Annotated in this window: 18 protein-coding genes and 1 riboswitch; of the genes, 13 read left to right on the forward strand and 5 right to left on the reverse strand. The window is 41.1% G+C overall.

The genetic code is table 11. The features are described from left to right. Positions 1 to 14 precede the first annotated feature (14 nt). On the reverse strand, positions 15 to 113 hold the full coding sequence (locus ACQV1I_RS08250; RefSeq protein ID WP_018673096.1) for a YjcZ family sporulation protein: 99 nt from the start codon (positions 111 to 113) through the stop codon (positions 15 to 17). 52 nt (positions 114 to 165) lie between these two features. Further along, the gene (locus ACQV1I_RS08255) at positions 166 to 267 is read right to left on the reverse strand and encodes a YjcZ family sporulation protein (protein WP_094699255.1); all 102 of its coding nucleotides are present in this window, start codon (positions 265 to 267) and stop codon (positions 166 to 168) included. A 213-nt stretch (positions 268 to 480) separates the two neighbouring features. Then, a riboswitch (SAM riboswitch) is annotated at positions 481 to 580 on the forward strand. Positions 581 to 686: 106 nt separating this feature from the next. Between ACQV1I_RS08255 and metH the strand changes: the two genes are divergently transcribed. Together metH and ACQV1I_RS08265 are read left to right on the forward strand one after the other, a co-directional pair. After that, on the forward strand, positions 687 to 4,151 hold the full coding sequence (metH, locus tag ACQV1I_RS08260) for a methionine synthase (protein ID WP_116334564.1): 3,465 nt from the start codon (positions 687 to 689) through the stop codon (positions 4,149 to 4,151). A 29-nt stretch (positions 4,152 to 4,180) separates the two neighbouring features. Continuing rightward, the gene (locus tag ACQV1I_RS08265; RefSeq protein WP_116334565.1) at positions 4,181 to 6,046 is read left to right on the forward strand and encodes a bifunctional homocysteine S-methyltransferase/methylenetetrahydrofolate reductase; all 1,866 of its coding nucleotides are present in this window, start codon (positions 4,181 to 4,183) and stop codon (positions 6,044 to 6,046) included. Between the two features lie 69 nt (positions 6,047 to 6,115). Here ACQV1I_RS08265 and ACQV1I_RS08270 read toward each other — a convergent pair whose 3' ends face one another. Then, entirely contained in the window at positions 6,116 to 6,334 is a 219-nt protein-coding gene (locus ACQV1I_RS08270; protein ID WP_094699252.1) for a hypothetical protein, read from the reverse strand. Positions 6,335 to 6,560: 226 nt separating this feature from the next. On the opposite strand from ACQV1I_RS08270, the gene nirD reads away from it, so the two are divergent. The 5 genes from nirD (at position 6,561) to ACQV1I_RS08295 (ending at position 12,854) form a co-directional block, all read left to right on the forward strand. Continuing rightward, positions 6,561 to 6,920: a nitrite reductase small subunit NirD gene (nirD, locus tag ACQV1I_RS08275; RefSeq protein ID WP_018673101.1), complete on the forward strand. Its 360-nt coding sequence runs from the start codon at positions 6,561 to 6,563 to the stop codon at positions 6,918 to 6,920. A 38-nt stretch (positions 6,921 to 6,958) separates the two neighbouring features. After that, positions 6,959 to 7,816 (forward strand): formate/nitrite transporter family protein, encoded by an 858-nt coding sequence (locus ACQV1I_RS08280; RefSeq protein ID WP_018673102.1) that lies wholly within the window; start codon positions 6,959 to 6,961, stop codon positions 7,814 to 7,816. A 222-nt stretch (positions 7,817 to 8,038) separates the two neighbouring features. Beyond that, positions 8,039 to 9,421 carry a tryptophanase gene (locus ACQV1I_RS08285; RefSeq protein WP_094699249.1) on the forward strand — a complete coding sequence of 461 codons (1,383 nt, stop codon included), beginning with the start codon at positions 8,039 to 8,041 and terminating at the stop codon, positions 9,419 to 9,421. A gap of 348 nt (positions 9,422 to 9,769) precedes the next feature. Further along, positions 9,770 to 11,665 (forward strand): S8 family serine peptidase, encoded by a 1,896-nt coding sequence (locus ACQV1I_RS08290; protein ID WP_328207765.1) that lies wholly within the window; start codon positions 9,770 to 9,772, stop codon positions 11,663 to 11,665. 253 nt (positions 11,666 to 11,918) lie between these two features. Then, the gene (locus ACQV1I_RS08295) at positions 11,919 to 12,854 is read left to right on the forward strand and encodes a DMT family transporter (protein ID WP_116334566.1); all 936 of its coding nucleotides are present in this window, start codon (positions 11,919 to 11,921) and stop codon (positions 12,852 to 12,854) included. A 110-nt stretch (positions 12,855 to 12,964) separates the two neighbouring features. Here the strand turns inward: ACQV1I_RS08295 and ACQV1I_RS08300 are convergent, their stop codons facing one another. Then, positions 12,965 to 14,479 (reverse strand): carboxypeptidase M32, encoded by a 1,515-nt coding sequence (locus ACQV1I_RS08300; protein ID WP_018673107.1) that lies wholly within the window; start codon positions 14,477 to 14,479, stop codon positions 12,965 to 12,967. Positions 14,480 to 15,085: 606 nt separating this feature from the next. Here ACQV1I_RS08300 and ACQV1I_RS08305 point away from each other — a divergent pair. From ACQV1I_RS08305 to ACQV1I_RS08330, 6 genes are all read left to right on the forward strand, one after another. After that, positions 15,086 to 16,690, forward strand: a complete 1,605-nt coding sequence (locus ACQV1I_RS08305; protein WP_116334567.1) for a peptide chain release factor 3 — start codon at positions 15,086 to 15,088, stop codon at positions 16,688 to 16,690. A 147-nt stretch (positions 16,691 to 16,837) separates the two neighbouring features. Next, the gene (locus ACQV1I_RS08310) at positions 16,838 to 18,073 is read left to right on the forward strand and encodes an MFS transporter (RefSeq protein WP_094699246.1); all 1,236 of its coding nucleotides are present in this window, start codon (positions 16,838 to 16,840) and stop codon (positions 18,071 to 18,073) included. Between the two features lie 175 nt (positions 18,074 to 18,248). Then, positions 18,249 to 18,851: a membrane protein gene (locus ACQV1I_RS08315; protein WP_018673111.1), complete on the forward strand. Its 603-nt coding sequence runs from the start codon at positions 18,249 to 18,251 to the stop codon at positions 18,849 to 18,851. A 27-nt stretch (positions 18,852 to 18,878) separates the two neighbouring features. After that, entirely contained in the window at positions 18,879 to 19,646 is a 768-nt protein-coding gene (locus ACQV1I_RS08320; protein ID WP_116334568.1) for an energy-coupling factor transporter transmembrane component T family protein, read from the forward strand. Then, on the forward strand, positions 19,643 to 20,608 hold the full coding sequence (locus ACQV1I_RS08325; protein WP_116334569.1) for an energy-coupling factor ABC transporter ATP-binding protein: 966 nt from the start codon (positions 19,643 to 19,645) through the stop codon (positions 20,606 to 20,608). The genes ACQV1I_RS08320 and ACQV1I_RS08325 overlap by 4 nt, the downstream gene beginning before the upstream one ends. Then, complete coding sequence (locus tag ACQV1I_RS08330; protein ID WP_116334570.1) at positions 20,601 to 21,398, forward strand: energy-coupling factor ABC transporter ATP-binding protein; 798 nt, start codon at positions 20,601 to 20,603, stop codon at positions 21,396 to 21,398. Before ACQV1I_RS08325 ends, ACQV1I_RS08330 begins: the two co-directional genes overlap by 8 nt. Positions 21,399 to 21,548: 150 nt before the next feature. On the opposite strand, the gene ACQV1I_RS08335 is transcribed toward ACQV1I_RS08330, so the two are convergent. Beyond that, on the reverse strand, positions 21,549 to 22,361 hold the full coding sequence (locus tag ACQV1I_RS08335; RefSeq protein ID WP_116334571.1) for a GNAT family N-acetyltransferase: 813 nt from the start codon (positions 22,359 to 22,361) through the stop codon (positions 21,549 to 21,551). Positions 22,362 to 22,707 lie beyond the last annotated feature (346 nt).

The raw sequence follows: 22,707 nt of genomic DNA on the forward strand, positions 1-22,707 counted from the left end.
AATAACCTACTATATTAGCAGCAGCCGCAAGAAATGATGACCAGTAGGATGAACAGCACTAAAATGAAGCTGAAGTTATCACCGAAGAAATTTCCGCTATAGGATGTGCTCATGAAAGAATTCCTCCTTAATGGTTATATGTTTGAAGGTGTTGCTGCTCTGTTGCTAGTTATCGCAGCCGCAGCTTATGATTACCAGCAGAATGAACAACACTAGAATGAAGCAAAAACTTCCGCCTCCCCAGTTACCGCAAAACGATGTACTCATCTGGCAATTCCTCCTTCGCTTTGTTATTCTACAGTCTATACATATCTGTCTATCTGGTGTGGGCTTACGCCTAAAGGAAGTAAAATTGGGCAGAAGGCTACAAACTAAGAAAGATTGTCAGATATCCATTGACGTCGTAATAACTGAATGTTAAGATACCTGTATTCAAAACACGAACAAAACGATCTATAGACATTTAACTAAATATGATTTCTCTTATCTAGAGAGGCGGAGGGACTGGCCCAGAGATGCCTCGGCAACCGATAAATCAGGTGCCAATTCCAGCAGGGCTGTATGCCTTGAAAGATAAGAGGGGATGAGTTCCTAATAGCGAACATTAGTAATCCTCTTCTTGCTTTCAGGCAGGAAGAGGATTTTTTATTTGCCAAGTCTAAGGGAGATTACGGAGGGTATGGGGGATGAACAAACCAACATTGCAAGAGCAGCTAGCAAGTAAAATATTGATACTCGATGGCGCAATGGGAACGATGCTACAGCAAGCTAATCTCACAGCGGACGATTTTGGCGGTGAGGAATATGAAGGCTGTAATGAACTATTGAATGTAACAAGACCAGACGTCATCCGGTATATTCATGCCACCTATTTTGAGGCAGGAGCTGACATTGTAGAAACCAACACATTTGGATCAACCGATATTGTTCTTGCTGAATATGACATAGCAGATCGAGATTATGAACTCAATTTGGCCGCTGCACGTATTGCTAAAGAGGTAGCGGATGAATTTAGCACAGAGGCGTGGCCACGTTATGTAGCGGGCTCTATGGGTCCTACTACAAAAACGCTTGCGTTAACAGGAGGCGTTACATTTGAGCAATTAATTCATGCGTACTATCGCCAAGCTAAAGCATTGATGGAGGGTGGCGTAGATTTACTACTGTTGGAAACATCGCAGGACACATTGAACGTAAAAGCTGGCGGTATTGGCATACGTCAAGCTTTTGAAGAGCTTGGCTATGAGATTCCTATCATGATTTCTGGAACAATTGAACCGATGGGAACGACTCTGGCGGGCCAAAACATTGAGGCCTTTTACGTGTCGATTGAACATCTTAAGCCTATTACGATTGGTCTGAATTGTGCGACAGGTCCGGAATTCATGCGTGACCATTTACGAACCTTATCTGATCTGGCTTTGTGTGGGGTTAGTTGTTATCCCAATGCAGGTTTACCTGATGAGAATGGTCATTACCACGAATCACCACAAGGGTTAGCTATGAAAATGAAAGCATTCGCGCAAAAGGGGTGGCTTAATGTAGCAGGTGGTTGTTGTGGAACCACACCTGAACATATTCGTGCACTACACGAAGCATTGCAGGATATTACACCTCGAGCCAATAAACAGTCACATGTTACTGCTGTATCAGGTATTGAGGTGCTATATATTGAGGACGACAATCGCCCTATTTTTGTAGGTGAACGTACCAATGTCATCGGATCTAAAAAGTTTCGTGACTTGATTGCAGCTGGTCAATTTGAGGAAGGATCAGACATTGCACGGGCACAAGTAAAGCGGGGAGCGGCTGTTATCGATATTTGTTTAGCAGACCCTGATCGTGATGAGTATGAGGACATGGAAAAATTTCTTCCATACGTAAGCCGCAAGGTAAAAGCACCGCTGATGATTGATTCCACTGATAAGAAGGTATTGGAGCTGGGTTTGAAATACTCTCAAGGGAAGGCAATCATTAATTCGATTAATCTTGAAGATGGTTTAGATCGTTTTGAAGAGGTTGTACCACTCATTCATAAATATGGAGCGGCTGTTGTTGTTGGTACCATTGATGAAGTGGGTATGGCAATCACTCGCGAACGGAAGCTGGAAGTAGCCACACGTTCCTATGATTTGTTAGTGAATAAGTTTGGGATTAATCCGCAGGACATAATCTTTGATGCCCTTGTGTTTCCAGTTGGAACAGGAGACGAGCAGTACATTGGTTCAGCAAAAGAAACGGTAGAAGGAATTCGTTCCATTAAACAAAAATTCCCATTATGTAAGCAAATTCTTGGTGTGAGCAATGTCTCCTTTGGCTTACCACCAGCAGGTCGTGAGGTTCTGAATGCGGTCTTTTTATACCATACGACGTTAGCCGGTCTTGATTATGCCATTGTTAACACTGAAAAGATAGAACGTTATGCTTCGATTTCAGAAGAAGAACGAAAATTAGCAGAGGATTTGTTATTTCATACAAACGATGAAACCTTAGCGACATTTACTGACTTTTATCGCCAGAAAAAGAAAGAGGTTGTAAAAGAGGTATCGAATCTGTCGTTAGAAGAACGTTTAGCTAATTATGTGGTGGAAGGCTCTAAAGATGGATTACTTACAGATTTGTCCCTGGCTTTAGAAAAATATGTGCCACTTGATATTATTAACGGTCCACTTATGAGAGGGATGGAAGAAGTAGGTCGTCTGTTTAACGGAAACCAATTAATTGTAGCAGAAGTATTGCAGAGTGCAGAGGTCATGAAAGCATCAGTTGCCTTTCTGGAACCATACATGGAAAAGTCTGAGACAATAGTAAAAGGAAAAATTTTGTTAGCTACTGTAAAAGGGGATGTCCACGATATAGGTAAAAACCTAGTGGAAATCATTTTATCCAACAATGGCTATGAGGTAGTAAATTTAGGGATTAAAGTTGCACCAGATCAGCTGATTGCTGCGTGTCAGCAAGAAAAACCAGATGCAATTGGCCTTTCAGGCCTATTGGTAAAATCGGCGCAGCAGATGGTGATTACCGCGCAGGATTTGCGAAGTTCAGGTATTGATGTACCGTTGATGGTTGGGGGAGCAGCCCTCACGCGTAAATTTACGACAAACCGAATTGCTCCTGAATACGAAGGTTTAGTCTTATACGCAAAAGATGCAATGGATGGATTGGATCTAGCTAATAAATTACAAGATCCACAAGCGCGAACGAAGCTGGAGGAAGAATTACAAGCACAAGCGACTGTTACCCAAGCTCAAACAGAAGAAAAAGCTAGCGAATTGGTTGTTATTCCACAGACTGAGATTATTCGCTCTACGACCAGTATTACGACACCGGTTTACGTAGCGCCTGATTTGGAGCGCCATGTCTTGCGTAATTATCCGATTAACCATTTGCGTCCTTATGTAAATTTACGTATGTTGCTTGGAAAGCATCTGGGCATTAAGGGCAACGTAGATAAATTAATCGAATCCGGAGACAAAAAAACGACCGAATTGTATGAAATCGTAGATGATTTGTTGAATGAAGCAATCCGCAATCAGATTTTGCAGGCGAGTGGGATGTATCGTTTCTTCCCGGCCCAATCTTCTGGCAATGACATCCTGATCTATGATCCAAATGATCACACGAAGGTGCTAGAACGTTTCACGTTCCCGCGACAACCACAAGCTCCTCACCTTTGCCTAGCCGATTTTTTACGGCCTGTAGAAACGAATGAGATGGATTACGTAGCTTTCTTGACGGTTACAGCTGGAAAGGGCGTAAGAGATTTAGCACAGCAATGGAAAGAGAAAGGGGACTATCTGCGGTCTCATGTCTTGCAAGCAGTAGCATTAGAGCTAGCAGAAGCGTTTGCCGAACGTATTCATCATGTTATTCGCGATTCATGGGGCTTTCCAGACCCAGCCGATATGACGATGCTAGAGCGTTTTGGGGCTCGTTATCAGGGAATCCGTGTATCATTTGGCTATCCCGCTTGCCCTGATTTAGAGGATCAAGAAAAGCTCTTTAAGCTATTATCACCACAAGACATCGGAATTCAACTAACGGAAGGCTTTATGATGGACCCTGAAGCATCCGTGTCGGCTATGGTATTTGCTCACCCTGAAGCTCGGTATTTTAATGCAACTCCACCAGTTGGAGCGGAAGTGTAATCATAAAACGACGAAAAGGAGGAGTCTAGGTGGGAAAACGGGATTTACGAGCCTATCTCACGGAACACTTACTAGTGGGTGATGGGGCGATGGCTACTCAGCTATATGAGCAGGGAGTTCCTATTGGTGTTAGTTACGAAGAGTTATGTTTAAGTAATCCACAAATAATACGTAACGTACATGCTGCTTACTATGAAGCGGGTGCACGTTTGATCGAGACGAATACATTCGGGGCTAATCGGGATAGCTTGTCTCGGTATGGCCTAGAGAATAAGGTTACACGGATGAATCGTGCTGCGGTTACCATTGCAAGAGAAGCGGTTGGAGATGATGCGTTCGTAGTTGGAGCAATGGGCTCTATTATTGCGGGACGTGTCCGCGACAAGCAAATCGACCAATTTAAAGATCAGTTCGAAGAGCAAGCTACTTCCCTGCTACATGCAGGAGTAGATGGTATTTTGCTAGAAACGTTCTTGGATGTTGATGAATTATTGCTAGCGCTAGAGGTGATTCGTCCCCTAACAGAGCTACCTATCATAGCTCAGCTTGCTACATTGGAAGTGGGAACTACTCGTGATGGTCATTCGTTGACTCAAGCATTCCAACTGATTAAAGAGGCAGGAGCGGATGTAATTGGACTTAACTGTCGGCTGGGGCCGGCGGAAATCTTGCGTTCGTTTGAAGCAACAGTATGTCCAAATGATGTTTATCTCTCTGCATTTCCGAATGCAGGCCGTCTTGGATTGGCTGATGGAACTCTGTCTTATAAATCTTCACCAGATTATTTTGCAGAAAGTGCCTTGCGTTTACATGAACAGGGTGTAAGACTGATTGGAGGTTGTTGTGGCACGACGCCGGAACATACGAGAGCAATTGCTGAAAAATTGGCCGGATGCGTCCCTGTGCCACGGGTGAATCCACCAGTCTCTGTTCATTCGGAGACAATTGAGGTACAGGCGGTTCAAAAACGTCTTGAACCAAGTATCATCGAGGAAGTGAAGCATCATCCGACGATTATCGTTGAGTTTGATCCGCCCAAAGACCTGCATACAGAAGATTTCTTACAGGGCTGTTGTGCTTTACATGCTGCTGGTGCTAATGCAATAACGTTAGCAGATAACTCACTAGCAACAGTTCGTATGAGCAATATGGCTTTGGGAGCTATGATGAAGCGATTAGGAGTAGAGCCGCTACTTCATATTGCCTGCCGAGATCGTAATCTGATTGGTCAACAATCACATTTAATGGGCCTTCACGCTCTGGGTATTGATCAGGTACTAGTCATTACTGGTGATCCTTCACGCTTTGGAGACTTGCCAGGTGCTAGTTCTGTCTATGATGTGAGCTCGTTTGATTTAATCCGCATGGTAAAGCAGTTAAATCAAGGCTATGCGTTTTCAGGCAAACAATTGAAGCAGCATGCTCAGTTTATTGTCGGAGCGGCTTTTAATCCACATGTGCGCCATTTGGATGCAGCTGTGGCACGTTTGGAAAAGAAGATTGAGGCTGGGGCCGATTACATTATGACGCAACCCGTTTATGATGCAGAGACCATCGTTCAGATTTATGAAGCTACAAAACATATTCGTGTACCTATCTTTATAGGCATCATGCCATTAACGAGCTCACGTAATGCGGAGTTCTTGCATAACGAAGTACCTGGCATTAAGCTGTCCACCTATGCGCTTGAACAAATGAAGCTATTTACAGGTGAGGCTGCCCGTCAGGAAGGTAATCGCATGGCAAAGGAACTAATCGATGTGACGCTTCAATACTTTAATGGAATTTACTTGATAACCCCGTTCAATTACTATCAGATGACCGTAGAGTTGACACAACATATTAGACAACAAGAGCAAGTAAAAGCAGGATTTAAGGAAGTGTCGAGTTCCTAAAGAGCAAGAAACAGACCATACCGTCTAGATAAAGGAAGACCCTTACAAAAACGTAGGAGGTCTTCTTCGTTATGTACCCTTTTTTCTGTTTTGGACAACAGAATAAATAAAATGAACCACAACCATAAAAATGAGAATAGCAAGCAAAATATTTGTAGTTTGTATAGCTTTACTTATTTTACTTAATTCAGAATGAATACCTATCAAAGCATTCCCTGTCTTACTACTGATATCTCCAATACTGTGTGCGATGTCGTTAAAATACTGGCGTAGTTGAGAAAAATCCATTATTACACCTCCAAAATGGCTAGATATTATTGGTTAGTATTCTATATATGGGGAGATAAACAACAAATTTTCTTCCCAAATGTGACAAAACAGAAAAGAAAGTGAAAAATTTCTCATAAAGTGACGTATATAACTTTTGCATTTCAATCGAACCCGTTATACTACGAATGTAGAATGAAATAGAGATTATTTCTTGTATGTCCAAAGGGAAGGAAGTGTTAGAAGCATGCTGTATCCTGTTGCTGAACAGTTAGTTTGTTTCTATGAAATAGGGAACATTGATGATTTTCCAAAGAAAGTAGGCAGAGTTGTCTGTGTAGAAGAAACAGAGATCGCTCTGTTTCGTTTAGAAGATAATCAATTCTATGCAGTGGCTAACCGTAATCCACATCCTAAAGGGGGTACATTAGTAGACGGAATCATTTCTGATTTATTTTTGTATGACCCTTTGTATGACTGGAAAATTTCGTTAGTGGATGGAATGGTGCAAGCTCCTGATAGAGGTCAGATAGAAGTATACCCCGTAAAGGTCGAAGGAAAAACGGTGAAACTAGGCTTGCCTGCTTGCGATAACTTTTTATCTTAACGACAACACGTGCCTAACACCCTAAGGAGTTGGAGACCTTGTATACTGATACTCTGGAAGTGATGGCTAAGAACGCACTAAAGAAAAAAGAGATGCTGGATAAAAGCATAGCACGCTACTTGTTACACGCTGCTCTAGCGGGATGCTATGTAGGGATCGGAATCGTATTAATTTTAACGGTGGGTGAACCACTGTTACAAGCTGGTTCCCCCCTTACTATGACATTGATGGGCGTGTCGTTTGGGATTGCCTTAACCCTGGTGATCTTCGCTGGTTCCGATTTGTTTACCGGCAATAATATGTATTTCACAATAGGTGCATTAAGTGGTGCGACTAAATGGAAGGATGCAGGGAAGAACTGGGTGTGGTGCTGGATTGGTAACCTACTCGGTGCAACTGTTTTCTGCCTGATCATCTTAGGTTCGGGAGTGTTTAGTCACGCTTCAAGCGACCATATGCTCTTTTATCTAGCAGCTAAAAAAATGAACCTACCAACTGTGCAATTATTTTTCAGAGGAATTCTTTGTAACTGGTTAGTTTGTTTGTCTATTTGGACAGCGACCCGGGCAAAGGAAGATACAGCGAAACTAATTTTGATTTTCTGGATGTTGTTTGCCTTTATTACCTCTGGCTATGAGCATAGCGTAGCCAACATGACAGTGCTAACACTGGCGCTAATGCTTCCACACCCAGAGACGATTACCATTGCGGGCTGGGTTCATAACCTGAGCATTGTTACTTTAGGAAACATTGTCGGGGGAGCACTATTTGTAGGTACCATGTACTGGTTGGTATCGCCTATCAAAACCAAGTTAACAAAAGGAAAACAACAGGAAGAACGTACAGAAAAGCAGCAGTTAGCTACAGCAGAGAATGCTAGCCTGCAAGCGAAATAATATATATTTCATAAGTGAAGAAAGGTCTGTTCCTCGGCACATGGGAACAGGCTTTTTATATTTTTATTTTTTAGGTGTTTACTGGTTAAAATTTTTTCTTGTTTACCTGATATGCTTCGAATCTTTGCATCATAAAATAAAGAGTCTAAAGATCAGTAACGTAGTATAACAGGTATCCGTATCAATAATTGGTAAGAAAATATGTGAAGAGGTGAGGAAAAAATGAAATATCCAGCGGAACCATTTAAAATCAAAATGATAGAACCATTGCGACTTATTTCACGAGACGAACGGATTACTGCATTAAAGGAAGCGGGGTATAATCCGTTTTCACTTCGCGCTGAAGATGTCTACATTGATCTGCTAACGGACAGTGGAACAGGAGCAATGAGCGATCGGCAATGGGCAGGGCTTATGCAAGGCGATGAATCCTATGCAGGTAGTCGTAGTTTTTATCATTTACAAGATAGTGTGCGAGATGTAATCGGGTATTCTTATGTTGTTCCAACTCATCAGGGGAGGGGAGCCGAACAAGTTCTTTTTCCTCTGCTGATCAAGCCAGGCCAGTCTGTCATTAGTAACTGGCACTTTGATACTACCCGAGCTCATGTGGAATTGGCAGGCGGAAAAGCCATTGATCTTGTGACGGATGAAGCTTTAGACACAAATACCTACCATGCTTTTAAGGGAAATATAGATATTGAGAAAGCAAGAAAAGTTATCGAAGAAACAGGGAAGGAAAATATTGCTTTACTAATCATAACGATTACAAATAACAGTGCAGGTGGCCAGCCTGTATCTATGGAGAATATTAAGCAAGCTTCAGCATTAGCCAAAGAATATGGTCTTCGATTTTTGCTAGATGCCGCTCGTTTTTCTGAGAATGCTTACTTTATTAAACAGCGTGAAGCTGGCTATCAGCAAAAATCAATTCGTCAAATTGTTCGGGAAATGTTTACTTACGCAGATGCTTTTACCATGAGTGCTAAAAAGGACGGATTGGTCAATATTGGAGGACTTATTGGGATTCGTGAAGAACAAGAGTTGTATGAACAAATCCGTTCTGCTGTTGTCCCTCTTGAAGGGTTCCCGACATATGGAGGTTTGGCGGGACGTGATATGGAAGCATTAGCAGCAGGCTTGCAGGAGGTTGTAGAGGAGGAGTATTTGCACTATCGGATCGCGCAGATTGCTTATTTAGGAGATCGACTGGTAGCAAGTGGAATCCCGATCCAGACGCCAACTGGAGGTCATGCTGTATTTGTAGATGCCAAAAAAATGTTATCACACATTCCGTTTGATCAATTCCCAGGTCAGGTACTTGCCAATGAGCTTTATGTAGAAAGCGGGGTTCGGGCGGTTGAGGTAGGCTCATTATTACTGGGAAGAGACCCGGAAACCAACCAACAACTTTTAAGTCCCCTAGAATTATTACGCCTAACGATTCCGAGAAGGGTGTACACCTATGCCCATATGGATGTTATTGCAGACGGTTTAATTCGGATTAAAGAGCGTGCACATGAGTTGCGGGGGCTTACGTTTACATACGAACCATCAATGCTCCGCCATTTCACTGCGCGCTTGAAACCGGTTGAGGAAAAATAGCTACAAGCAGAGATCAATCACTGTATAGAGCAGTCTTGTCATACAGAATAATGTCTAATAGGCTTATGGAGTTTTCATTATCAGAAAAGACAGTAAATATATACAACAATTAATAGATAAATCAAAAAAATACATATAATAAGGAGGTAGACGGCTAAAAGATTAGGTAGAGAGCGATTAAAGTCGCTCCTTTTTTATACTCTCTGATAGTAAAAATGCAACTACGACTCTGATGTCGCCAGAGGAACGGCAATCACTGTATTTTTTGAATAGGAAGAGAGTATGTTACCAGAATAAGAAAATGGACATTTGTAATAATAAAAACATCCTGATTTGGTGGGGGAATATATGAACATTCATTCATCCGATCAAATGATTTCTGCTGAGGTAGTCTTACAGTCAAAAAGTGGACAATCTCTCTTAACAACAAATGTACCAATTACGTCGGAAAACGTCGAGTTATTTCAGCCAAGTGAAAAAGTATTGGCAGAAGCGAAGCAACTCATTGAAGCGAATGGTCTAACAGTACATACCGCTGGTGTGACAATGACTGTAAGTGGGACGAAAAAGCAGTTTGCACAATGGCTAGGAGAGGAATGGAATAAAGGAAATCCACAGATTCCTTCTCATATGCAACATGTCGTAGAACAAGTTGTGTTTCAAGAAAACAAGCCTGTTTATTATGACAAAACTAGTGGAAAAGGGAGGAAAGAAATGACTGAGAATCATGACGTAACAGAGGTATCCTCAATGCCTCCTATCATATTTGCGGAAGCATCTGTACATTCTGTTGAGGGAGAGTCTCTATTTGCAACAACAGGATCTATCACGCATGAAAATGTTGAACGTTACTATAACAAACCAGAATTAGTGGATAAAGCGGTGGAAAAGTTGAAAGAGGCAGGGTTTGAAGTTTTACATATTGGAAATACGACAATCAACATATCAGCTCCACCAGAGACTTATGAGAAGGCCTTTAACACGAAGATTGTAGCAGAAGAACGCAGTGTCATGAAACATGGTCAGATGGGTACTGCCACGATTTTAGATGATCCATCAACGGAGATGTCTGGACTGATCGATACGTCTAATAGTACGCTTTCTGATGTATTAGAAGGTGTAGCAATCAATGAACCAGTCTATTATCTTTCATTAGGTGATGGTAGTGTGGCTACATTAGAGAGGCCTTCCTCGATGGCTACTCCTCCCTTAGCTACTGCGCCAAACGTACAAGGCTATTATTTGGATGTTCCAGAAGACGTAGCTCGTATTTTACAAGCAGATTCTGTTCACGATGAAGGCATTACAGGACGAGGCGTTCATGTTGCCATGGTAGATAGTGGGTGGTATCGTCATCCGTATTTTGAAGCGAAAGGATATCATGCCAATCAAGTAGTACTAGCACCTGGTGCAACTGCTCCAACCCATGATGAGAGTGGGCATGGGACGGGAGAGTCGGCTAATATTTTTGCCTTAGCTCCACATATTACCTTTACGATGGTAAAACAGGGAGGGCTACCAAATGTTGATGCAGCTGTCAATGCAGCAGGTGATTTCAACACGGCAGTACAGCTTCAACCAGATGTCATTACATGTAGCTGGGGATTTGATACAAAACAGCGCAGTTCTATATCAGCTTTTGAGAGAGTGCTATCTACCGCAGTTGCTAATGCAGTAAGGCAAGGTATTACAGTGGTTTTCTCAGCAGGGAATGGTCATATTTCATTTCCGGGACAGCATCCTGACGTAATTTCTGCAGGTGGGGTCTATGTCGATGAAACTGGACGTATGCAAGCATCTAACTATTCAAGTGGTTTTAATAGTCGTATCTTTCCTGGACGTAAGGTTCCTGATGTATGTGGTCTAGTAGGAATGCAACCTCGTGCACAATATATCATGCTTCCTGTCGAACCAGGAGATGAGTTAGATGAAGCTGAAGCAAAAATTGATCCGATGTCGGGAAGTACAGATGTGGATGGGACAACGCCAAGTGATGGGTGGGCTAGATTTAGTGGAACGTCAGCAGCAGCACCACAGCTAGCAGGTATATGTGCATTGCTAAAACAAGCGAACCCAGCCATAACCCCACAAAAAATAAAAGAAGTACTAATGAGTACAGCAACAGATATTACAGTAGGAGTAAATGCTCTAGGTGCACCTGCGGGCCCTGGAAGTGATGTAGCGACAGGAAGCGGACTAGCTAATGCAAAGAAAGCTGTACAGCTGGCTAGAAATATTCACTAGTTTAATTTGAAAAATCGTTCTAAAGGTGAGGCTTTTTGTTCTAGTCAAAAAGCCTTTTTTTGTACTATGAATAGATTGTGCATATTTCATCCGTAACCTAACAGGAATATGAGTGCACTTTTGCTTCTAAAAAAAACCAATAGAATAGCTAATTATGGTACTATTACTGTTGATGGTAAACAATCGGGTTGCCATAAATATAAGCTAAATAGAGAAAAAGCGATTTTTTTATTAAATAGTGGGAGAGATTTACTTGTCTAATAGCACGATTGCGTATGTAAAAGTATCCATTGCGATGTCTATTGTAGGAAGCTTTGTAGTAGTAAATAAATTTATTTTGGAACAAATTCCTATTTTTTTAGCATCTGAATTAAGGCTACTTATTGCTAGTCTTATTTTGCTGCCAATGTTTTATCGAAAAGAAAGAAGGTTTCCTACCTTATATAAAAAAGATGCTTTTGTTCTACTTGTACAAAGCTTCGTAGGAATTTTTCTATTTAGTGTATGCTTATTATATGGTTTACAATATACCTCTGCTGTAGAAAGTGGAATTGTTCTAAGTTGTACTCCTGCTGCAATGGGAGTCATTGCATACGTTTTTCTTAAAGAGAAATTAGGTGTTGCAAAGATTTCGGGAATTTTATTAACTATCTTAGGCACAATTTCAATAAATGTTTTTGGAATTATTTCTACAAATAGTCTAAGTTTTAATTCGCTTTTTGGGAATTTTCTGATTCTCTGTGCTGTTATAGGGGATGCTATCTTTTTTTCGTTCGGAAAACTATTATCGAAAGCGTGGTCTCCTTTAGCTATTTCAACGGCATTGAGTATTATAGGGGCCATTTTATTTTTACCACTAGCTATTCATGATTCATTGAGCATCGATTTTTCTCAAATATCTATATCGGTTTGGCTATTGGTTTTCTATACAGCCATTATCGTTACAATACTGGCAGTCATTTTAATGAATCAAGGATTAAAAGTGATACCTGCTAGTGTAGCCTCCGTGTTCACTGCACTAACGCCAATTACTACGATTTTATTATCGAGCTTAGTGCTCAAGGAAGACATCTACTGGTATCATATTTTAGGAATGGGGTTTGTAGTATTGGGGATAATTGTTCTGACCAGAACAAATGAAAAATCAGTAGGAATGAATGTGGTAAAAACAGACGAAGCTAAATTATAAATAAGGGAATAAAAGAGTAATTTGCCCCCTTGTGTCGTAGCATCTAGAAAATGATGAGCGCACAAGGAGGCTATTTTTATGCTCTTATAAAGAATAGGCTATGCTTATTTTTAGAGCTGATATAAGTCTTTATATTTCGTTTCTAAATAATCAACTAGATAGCTTGCATTCACTTGCTCTCCGGTTACATGCTGCAATAACTCCTGTGGAGATTTCATTTTTCCGAATTGGTGGATATTCTCGCGTAACCATTGGTTAAGCGGTGTAAAGTCACCAGCACGTAAGAGATCATCAAAGCTAGGAAGCTGCTTCTTCATTGCATGTGTAAATTGTGCGGCATAAACATTTCCTAGGGAATATGTTGGGAAGTAACCCATTAAACCGCTAGACCAGTGAACATCCTGCAAGACCCCAAGATCATCACTAGGTACATCGACGCCTAGGTATTCTTTCATTTTCTTATTCCAAATTTGTGGTAGTTCGCCTACCTCAATGGTTTCGTTGATTAAGCCTTTTTCGATCTCATAGCGAACCATGATATGCAAATTGTAAGTAAGCTCATCTGACTCCGTACGGATAAAGGATGGTTCTACTAAATTGGCTGCCCGGTAGAAATCTTCCAATGCTACGCCGGCAAATTGCTCAGGGAATGCTTGTTGTGCAGCTGGATAGAAATGCTCCCAGAAAGGCAGACTACGACCGACCATGTTTTCCCAAAAACGTGACTGGGATTCATGAACGCCCATGGAAGTACCGTTACTTAGCAATAGACCATTATAAGCTGTATTTACATTTTGCTCATACATACCATGACCTGCTTCATGAATACTACTCCATAAAGCATAACGGAAATCTTGTTCATCGTATCGGGTGGTTAGACGGACATCGCTGGAACCAAAGTGAATGCAGAAGGGATGGGTACTGGTATCTAGGCGACCAGCTTGGAAGTCAAAGCCAATTTTCTTCAACACAAGCTGATTAAATGCTGCTTGATCTGCTTTGGCGAAATGTTTTTCCATAAAGCTAATATTTGGTCGACGATTAGATTCATTGATTGCATGTACCAATGGAACCGTTTTATCACGCAATAAGGTGAAAATTTGGTCCAATTGTTTTACTGTCATACCTGGTTCATATTGATCCAATAGGGTATCATATTTATCTGGCTTCGCTCCCCAATAATTAATGAATTCCAATTTCATTTTAACGATTTTTTCTAGGTAGGGACGGAACAGAGAAAAATCATTTTTTTCGCGAGCCTCTTCCCAGAGATTTTCAGCTTGGTTTGTCACGAGCACATATTCTTGATAACGGTCGGTTGGAATCTTTTTGTTTAAATCAAATTCTTTTTTAGATTCTTCCACTAATTTTTGAGTAACCGCATCTAATTGCTTGTAGGTTTGCTCCTCAGTCAGACGTTGTAGGTAATCCTCCATTTGTTCGGATGTAGAGAGCTTGAATGCCTCAGTGGATAAGGTAGAAATTACTTCTGAGCGTGCATCCATCCCTTTTTTCGGTGCTTTCGTACGGAGATCCCAGTATAAGACAGCGGTTGCATTATTGTACGCCTGAATTTTTTTAGAGAAAGTAGTAAAATCTGTAGCTAATTGATTAATCTTACTCATAGAGAGAACGCCTCCTAAAGAAAATTTTCTGATAAAAAGTTTTTGTTCGAAAATTATGTATATATAGCGTGCCTAGGATTATCTTCGCTTACACATGCTGACTGTCTCATTATTATAGCGGATTTTTTGTGTATGTACATCTATCTTCTAACAGAAAAGCAGGCGATTTATTTGCCCGCTCTTCGTTTTGAATAACTGATGATAATATAGCCAATAAAGAAGATAGCAACGATTGGTGCCATAATGATAGTCCAGTTTTTATCACTATTGTGGGTATCTTTAGATTGAACCGACTGATAGTTTTTGACCTTCATTGATAATTTCACCGACAAACTCAGGTTTTACTGTTGTGTCATTTAAGAGCAAATTTTCTTTAATTACATAAACTTTGCTACTAATACTGTCTTTAATAGTCAGCCGATCTCCTTTAAATCTTATATACGAATTACGAGTCATTTTGGATAAAGTTTCATGTAAAGTAGGATGTAGTAGAAGAGAATCACGCTAATTGTAGACTTTTCTCTTTTATCGAAGCGAGTTTGTTTGTATAATCGTACTGGTAGAGAAGCGTAAGGAAGAATTTGATTGCCATAGGAGAATGAATAAATGACTCAATCACAAGCGAATTGGGAGAATGAAATCACGAGACGGCGTACATTCGCTATCATTTCCCACCCGGATGCCGGGAAAACGACGATGACTGAAAAATTATTGTATTATGGAGGCGCCATTCGAGAAGCCGGCGTGGTGAAAGGACGTAAAAACTCTAAACATGCTACTTCCGACTGGATGGAAATTGAGAAAAAACGTGGTATCTCAGTAACCTCCTCCGCGATGGACTTTGAATATAAAGGACACCATATTAATATTCTGGATACACCTGGTCATGAAGATTTTAGTGAGGATACGTACCGTACGTTGACTGCTGCTGATGCTGCGGTCATGATCATTGACGTAGCAAAAGGGGTAGAGGCGCAGACCATCAAGCTGTTTAAGGTTTGTCGGATGCGTGGAATTCCTATTTTTACCTTTATCAACAAATTGGATCGTCACGGAAAAGACCCGTTCTCTCTTTTAGAAGAATTAGAGAATGTATTGGGAATCCGCTCTTATCCAATGAACTGGCCAATTGGTATGGGAAGCGATCTTTGTGGTGTATATGACCGTGTGAAAAATCGCGTGGAGCTGTATCAGGATGGTAGCGATCACCAAGAGATTTCCTCCGTTGAAGTAAGTGGACCTGATGATCCCAAAATTAAGAGTAGCGTAGGCGAGGTTCTGTACGATCAGCTACAGGAAGAAGTTTCCCTGTTAGATATCGCAGGTGATGAATACGATGAGTCACTGATCGCTAAGGGGGAGTTGACTCCTGTGTTTTTCGGTTCGGCGATCAATAACTTCGGAGTACAAACCTTCCTAGAAAATTTCTTGCAGATGGCACCGCCACCTTCGCCAAAGAAAAGTACAATCGGAGAAGTTGATCCATTAAATGGTAAATTCTCTGGCTTCATCTTTAAAATTCAGGCTAACATGAACCCAGCACATCGGGATCGGGTAGCATTTATGCGAATTTGCTCAGGTAAATTCCAAAGAGGAATGAGCGTTCGCCACGTGCGGTTAGGTAAAGATATCAAATTGGCTCAGCCTATGCAATTTATGGCGCAAGATCGTGAAATAGTTGATGAGTCATTTGCTGGTGATGTAATTGGTTTATTTGACCCGGGAATTTTTCAAATAGGGGACACACTCTGTGTTGGGCCTGCCTTTGAATACGAAGAAATGCCGCATTTCTCTCCAGAATTCTTTGCCAAGGTGACCGTTAAAGATGCGATGAAGCATAAACAGTTCCAAAAAGGCATCATGCAACTGACAGAAGAAGGTACAGTGCAGTTGTTTAAGACCCATCCATGGGAAGAGCTCATTCTTGGAGTGGTTGGTGTCTTGCAATTTGAAGTACTGGAGTATCGCTTGAAAGCAGAGTACGGCGTTGATATTGATTTGCAACGTATGTCGTACCAAATTGCACGTTGGATCGAAGGAGATAAGGAAGCAATGGATGCGGTTAAATCCCGCAGCCAATCCGTTACAGATCGTTTTGGCCGTCTAGTCATGCTATTTGATAGTGAATACCAATTACGCATGGCTCAAGAAAAATATCCGAAGCTTACTTTCCACGAGAGTTCCTTAGGATTACACCGAGTGACGGACTAATATAAGCCAAGCAAATACCAAAAGACGCAAGGATGCAAAAGACATCTTTTGCGTCTTTCTTGTATAAAAAGGTTTTTTCATTCATGAAGCGGACAGCCACTCTCATATAGTGAAAAGAGCAGTAGCAAAGGAAGGAGTGGAAATGTTTTGCGGAGAAAGTATGCCCTTTGGTTGCTGTTTGTCATTTTGTTTTTAGCCTCGTTCGACATGCATGCACAAATGCCCCTCTTATCACCCTTTATTGAAGAATTGGGAGCGCCTGCTTTGTTAATTGGACTTTTGTTAAGTGCGTATTCCTTCACTAATCTCATTGGCAATTTGACAGCAGGACCTATCATCGATCGCTATAACAAAAAAGGATTTATTAGCGCAGGCTTGATGATCTCAGGAATTTTATTAATGCTGCATGGGATTATTGATAGCTCTACGCAATTGCTCGGTATCCGGTTGACCTATGGGTATGTTATGGCTTTTGTCTCTCCTGCTTGTTTTGCGGTGCTCGCCTCATCTGCGGATACGATTGATGAACAAAATAAAATATTTGTACAAAAAGGCATTATTCTAACCTTTGCCTCCATTTTGTCACCAGCAGTGGGGGGATTTCTAGCGGGAAGGTTTGGATTTGCTAACTCCTTTGTCATCTTGGGATGGGTAATGCTAATCACAGGACTAATCGCATTACTCTTTTTACCGAAGCATAGCGGAGAAGGAAGGAAGGTGACTCCTGAGGAGTATTTATTCAAAGCAGACGTAGATGAACAAAAGCAGGATCACCAAAACAACCAGACTCAAAAGAAAACTGTAAAAGAAACGCTGCACGTGATATTTGGAAGTGTTGGGATGTATCCTGCTTTCTTTTCTGCTTTTGCAATCATGTATGCACAAGGAACTATGATGTATGAAGTGCCATTATTGATTGCTCGTCAGCATTTAGACCCTACTGTAACTGGTATGGTTTTCAGCATGATGGGATTAGGTTCATTGCTGACACTGAGTTTGGCACAGATACAACGTAAGTCACCAGTGGTTCGCTGCTTATTTGGTCTTTCCATTTTGAGTGCCATGTTTTATGTGACAGCAATGAATTGGAATGTCTCGATTTACTGGATGATGTTTTTAGTAGGGGGAGCCTTTGGGCTGTTATTTCCTGCAATGACAACCATTTTGACTTCCTATTCACCACGTCATCTCTACGGTACTGCTTTTAGCTTTTACTCTGCTATAATGTCTGCTGGAGCCATTTTAAGCCCGATAGTAGCTGGAATGTATGATAATATCAGCCGTTCCTTTTTTACTGGATTCCTCGTACTGATGACGGCTAGTGTGTGTTGTATTTTGTTTCAGGATAAAAAGTGGCAAGCAGTCTCTCCGGTGCGGCGCTAATATGGCGTCGTAACGGGGAGAATTTGATTTTTAGAGGAGTGAATTGTCATTACATGGTAAATCTATTAGAGAACGAAGAGAAATAAAAAACTTCTTGCTCAAATTGTTACGAAACTATTGCTAGTATGGCTTTTAGCCCCCATACTAAAACTAATTTTGTTAAGGAGGAATGATCATGTCTACAAAACGCAGCATGTGGTCGTTATCAACTACAGCGCTCGTACTTATTCCAGTAGCGGTTGGTGTTAATTACATTGGTAAATTGTTTGCTGGACTCTTAAAATTACCTCTGTGGCTGGATGCTATTGGAACAGTGCTGGCTAGTTTACTTGCAGGTCCTATTATCGGGGGATTGTCTGGACTCATTAATAACATTATTTATGGTTTAACGGTGGACCCGATTTCGTTTGTATATGCTTTGACTAGTCTTTGTATGGGCTTAGTTGCAGGGGCAATGGCTTTCAAAGGCTGGATAAACAGTTGGGGTAAGGCGGCTGTTGTTGGACTAACTGTTGGTGTAACTGCTGTGCTCATTTCTACACCATTAAATGTATGGTTTTGGGGTGGACAGACTGGGAATTTATGGGGCGACATTGTGTTTGCTTCTGTAATGAACAAGACGCAATCGATCTGGCTTGCTTCTTTCTTAGACGAATTAGTGGTGGATGTTCCTGATAAATTATTAACTGTTTTGGTTGCCTATGGCATATATCGTGTGTTGCCAAAGAGCCTTATTCATATGTACAAAAACAAGTCAGATATTGAGTCACTGGACTAAAGTTGGTAGATAAGAGGTGTAGAAACCATGAAAACATTGAGTCTATATGTTCCAAAGGATACGGTAATACACCAGATTGATCCGATTACTAAGCTTTTCTATATTGTTTTTGCTATATTGGTACCAATCATTTTACCGTCTTTGTACACTGCTTTGATTGGTATGCTCGTTAGCTTCCTTATTTTATTGATGGGCAAGGTGTTCAGGCGTGCTTTGGCAGTCATTAGCTTTGTTGGATTTGTACTGGTAACCATTGTTCTTATCCAAGGATTTTTTTATGTGAAAAATGAAACGGTGCTTTTTCAAATAGGCTCTTGGGTGTTTTATCAGGAAGGCTTACTATATGCTCTGGGTATTTGTTTTCGTGCCCTTAATATTGTAGGAGCTTTTCTCATTCTGGTATTAACTACTAAACCGTCGGATTTAATTGAATCACTCGTCCGAAAAGGTTTGTCACCTCGCTTCGGATATGTGTTAAGCTCTGTATTTCAAATTATCCCACAAATGATGACAACAATGGAAACGATTACAGATGCACAGCGATCGCGCGGGATGGAGACACAAGGGGGCTTGTTGGCCAGAATGAAAGCATTTGTTCCGCTAATCGGTCCGGTTGTATTAAGCTCGCTCATAGATACGAAGGAACGGAGTCTTGCTTTACAGGTTCGCGGATTTAATGTATCGGGTCCCAAGACGTTTCTACAAGAAGAAACACAATATGCACATGGAAAAATGTTACGAGCACTTATGGGAGTATGCATAGTGATTGCGATTGTTTGGAGGGTTATCGGATGAGTCACATTGAGATTAATCAGCTAAAATATCGGTACCCAATGAGCGAACAATTGGCGTTAGATGGTGTAAGCATGACAGTACAACGTGGTGAGTTCCTCGGTGTGATTGGGCAAAATCGAGCTGGTAAATCAACATTTTGCCAAGCATTAACTGGACTAGTGCCCCACTTTTATAAAGGAGCCTATGGTGGTAGTGTGTTGATTGATGGTACGGATGTGGGCAAAGAGGGAATTGACGAAACCATACGCAAGGTGGGCATTGTCTTCCAGAATCCTTTTACACAGGTAACAGGTGCTAAGCTAACGGTGTATGAAGAGATTGCGTTTGGACTAGAGCACTTGGGTGTACCTCGGCAACAAATGATCGAGAGAATTGATCACGTCCTGTATTTGTTAGATATCGAAGAATGCAAAGACCGTGCCCCTTTTGACTTGTCAGGTGGTCAGATGCAACGCATGGCAATTGCTAGCGTCATTGCTATGCGGCCTCAGGTGATTGTGTTAGATGAGCCTACATCTCAGCTTGATCCTCAAGGTTCCGAAGAGGTATTTCTCGCTATTCAAAGTTTGAGTAAAGAAGGCATGACCGTCATATTGGCTGAACACAAAATGGAAAAGCTGGCCGTATACGCTGACCGTATTGCCTTATTTCACCAGGGGAAATTGATTGATGTGGATACACCGTCTCGCCTGTTCTCACGAGATGACTTGGCACAGTATGATATTCAACCGCCCGTCTATACCCGAGTATGTCGGGAATTAGGTCTGAGATTACCTGGTACAAATACATATCCTGTTACGTTAGAAGAAGCACAGCGCTCTTATGAGGCACATCAGCAACAAAATAGACAAAAGCCAGCTGAAGCAAAACGAATACAAGATTCCTCGGCAATCACAAACGAGGCTAAACAGCACTATGGACAAAATAGATCGCAGTCTAATGAGGGTGACCAGCATGATTAAACTATTGGATCTTCGTTTTGGTTATCAAAGTGGACAGGAAGTACTAAAAGGAATATCACTTGCTTTTGACCAACGCACAACGGCTATTATTGGTCAGAATGGTGCTGGGAAAACGACCTTAGTCAAGCTATTAAAAGGCTTATTGCAACCAACAGCAGGTGACATTTGTATTGGAGAGGTTAATACCAAAACAGCGACTGTAGCACAGCTTGCTGGTACAATTGGGCTCGTCTTTCAAAATCCACATGATCAGATTTTTAAAAGAACAGTATTAGATGAAGTGATGTTTGGCCCCCTACAGCTCAAGGTAGATGTACAAACGGCAAAGCAACGTACCAAGGAAGCTTTGCAGCTAGTAGGTTTATGGGATCGTCATGCTGAGAATCCACATGATCTGGGGCTATCGGAGAAAAAACTAATAACCATCGCATCTGTGGTTGCTATGAATACAGACGTCATCATTTTAGATGAACCAACAATTGCACAGGATGACGCCGGAAAACGTCGGATTGCAGAGATTATCAAGCAGTTGAAGCAGGAAGGTAAACTAGTGCTGGCTATTTTACATGATATGGATTTTGTCGCTGCTCATTTTGAGCGAACAATTGTCTTGAACCAAGGGCAGGTACTAATAGACGCAGACACTCGCCATGTCTTTTCCCACCAGGAGCTTTTACAACGCGCAGGTTTGGACACGCCATATGTGACGCAGCTTGGCAAAGAGTGGGGGGAAATCGAAACCATATTGACAGCGGAAGAACTGATTGAAAGATGGTCAAAAAAGGGCTAGTGGTATACGGATACCTGTCTTGTAAGTGACATAAAACTTCATCGAAAAGCCCACGATTTCCACAATAGGGGGGATTCATGGGCTTTTCGCGTTTAAAGCCTAACAAGCATCACATGATGGAGATTAGATTTTGAGGAGAGCTATCTAGGCTTATTCAACTAAATGCCTATTCTCAAAAACTTTTATCTGACCGACGGATTGAAAGCCAGATTTTTTATAGATATTGATTCCATCAGGAGAGGCTTGTAGAACACACAGAGGAATCTTTTGTTTCTTTGCTTCTTCGACAAGAAAATTAAACATTGCCGATCCAAAGCCTTTTCCTCTGTATTCTGATCTTGTAGCAATATCGTAGATACCAACACTCTCTTTTGTGAAAATCAAAGATCCAATTGATACAAGTTCACCTTTGTACTCACCAAGGTAGAGCTTCATCTTTTCTGTAAGTAATTGTGGATAGGAGGAGAGCTGTTCATAATAAGAGCGTACCGAGATGGATTCTTGTGATGTACCAAACAAAGAGGCAAGTACTTCGCCAAATTCTACGATGTCTTCAGCAGTTGATATCTCCCTCAAGACAAGGCCTTCTGGTACCAATACAACTGGTTCTAATTGTTCTAAATTTGCTATCATTGCCACATTCATTTCGGCTTCTACTAATCCAGTACCTTCCAGTATATGACTCAAATCGTGGTCATCCTCCCAATACCAAAACGCCATTGGGAATTTCTTTGTATAAAATTGATGGAACTCTATTTTTACCTCGTCTGCCTCCGATTGGTTGAGATGATTATTTCGTAACACGATAATGTTAAACGTATCTGCGGGAAGACCACAATCTGTTTTGACGTAATTTTCAGTATTTTCAACTGACATTCCAGCTACGTTATTTGCTATAAATGAAACTTTGGCAATCAAATTTGTCAAAATTACATGCTTGTAATATTTTTGATCGTTATCCATTTTTATGTTCCTTTCTAAATTTTATGGTGTAAGAGCGCTCTTATATGTAAAAACTATACAATAGCAGAAGAAAAATAGAAATTGGTTTCACCATATTTACATCCTCCCATAATATTCTGATAATTACTTACGAGCCTATCACTACAGCGCATTTAAAGAAGAATCATTCGTTGATTGGTCATTTTTACCTATTCTTTCTGCTTCTGTACCAAAGGTGTTTTTTACTGTATATGCCTTACATTTTTAGTAAGTTAGTCAGTTTTTTACCTTTCGGATGAAAAATAATCATTATCTACAATTGTTTGTATAAATAGACTGTGGTATCATGTTTTTTGTAAGCGATATC

It is taken from the genome of Brevibacillus sp. JB24b (genome assembly GCF_051713385.1).
Lineage (GTDB): Bacteria > Bacillota > Bacilli > Brevibacillales > Brevibacillaceae > Brevibacillus_B > Brevibacillus_B laterosporus.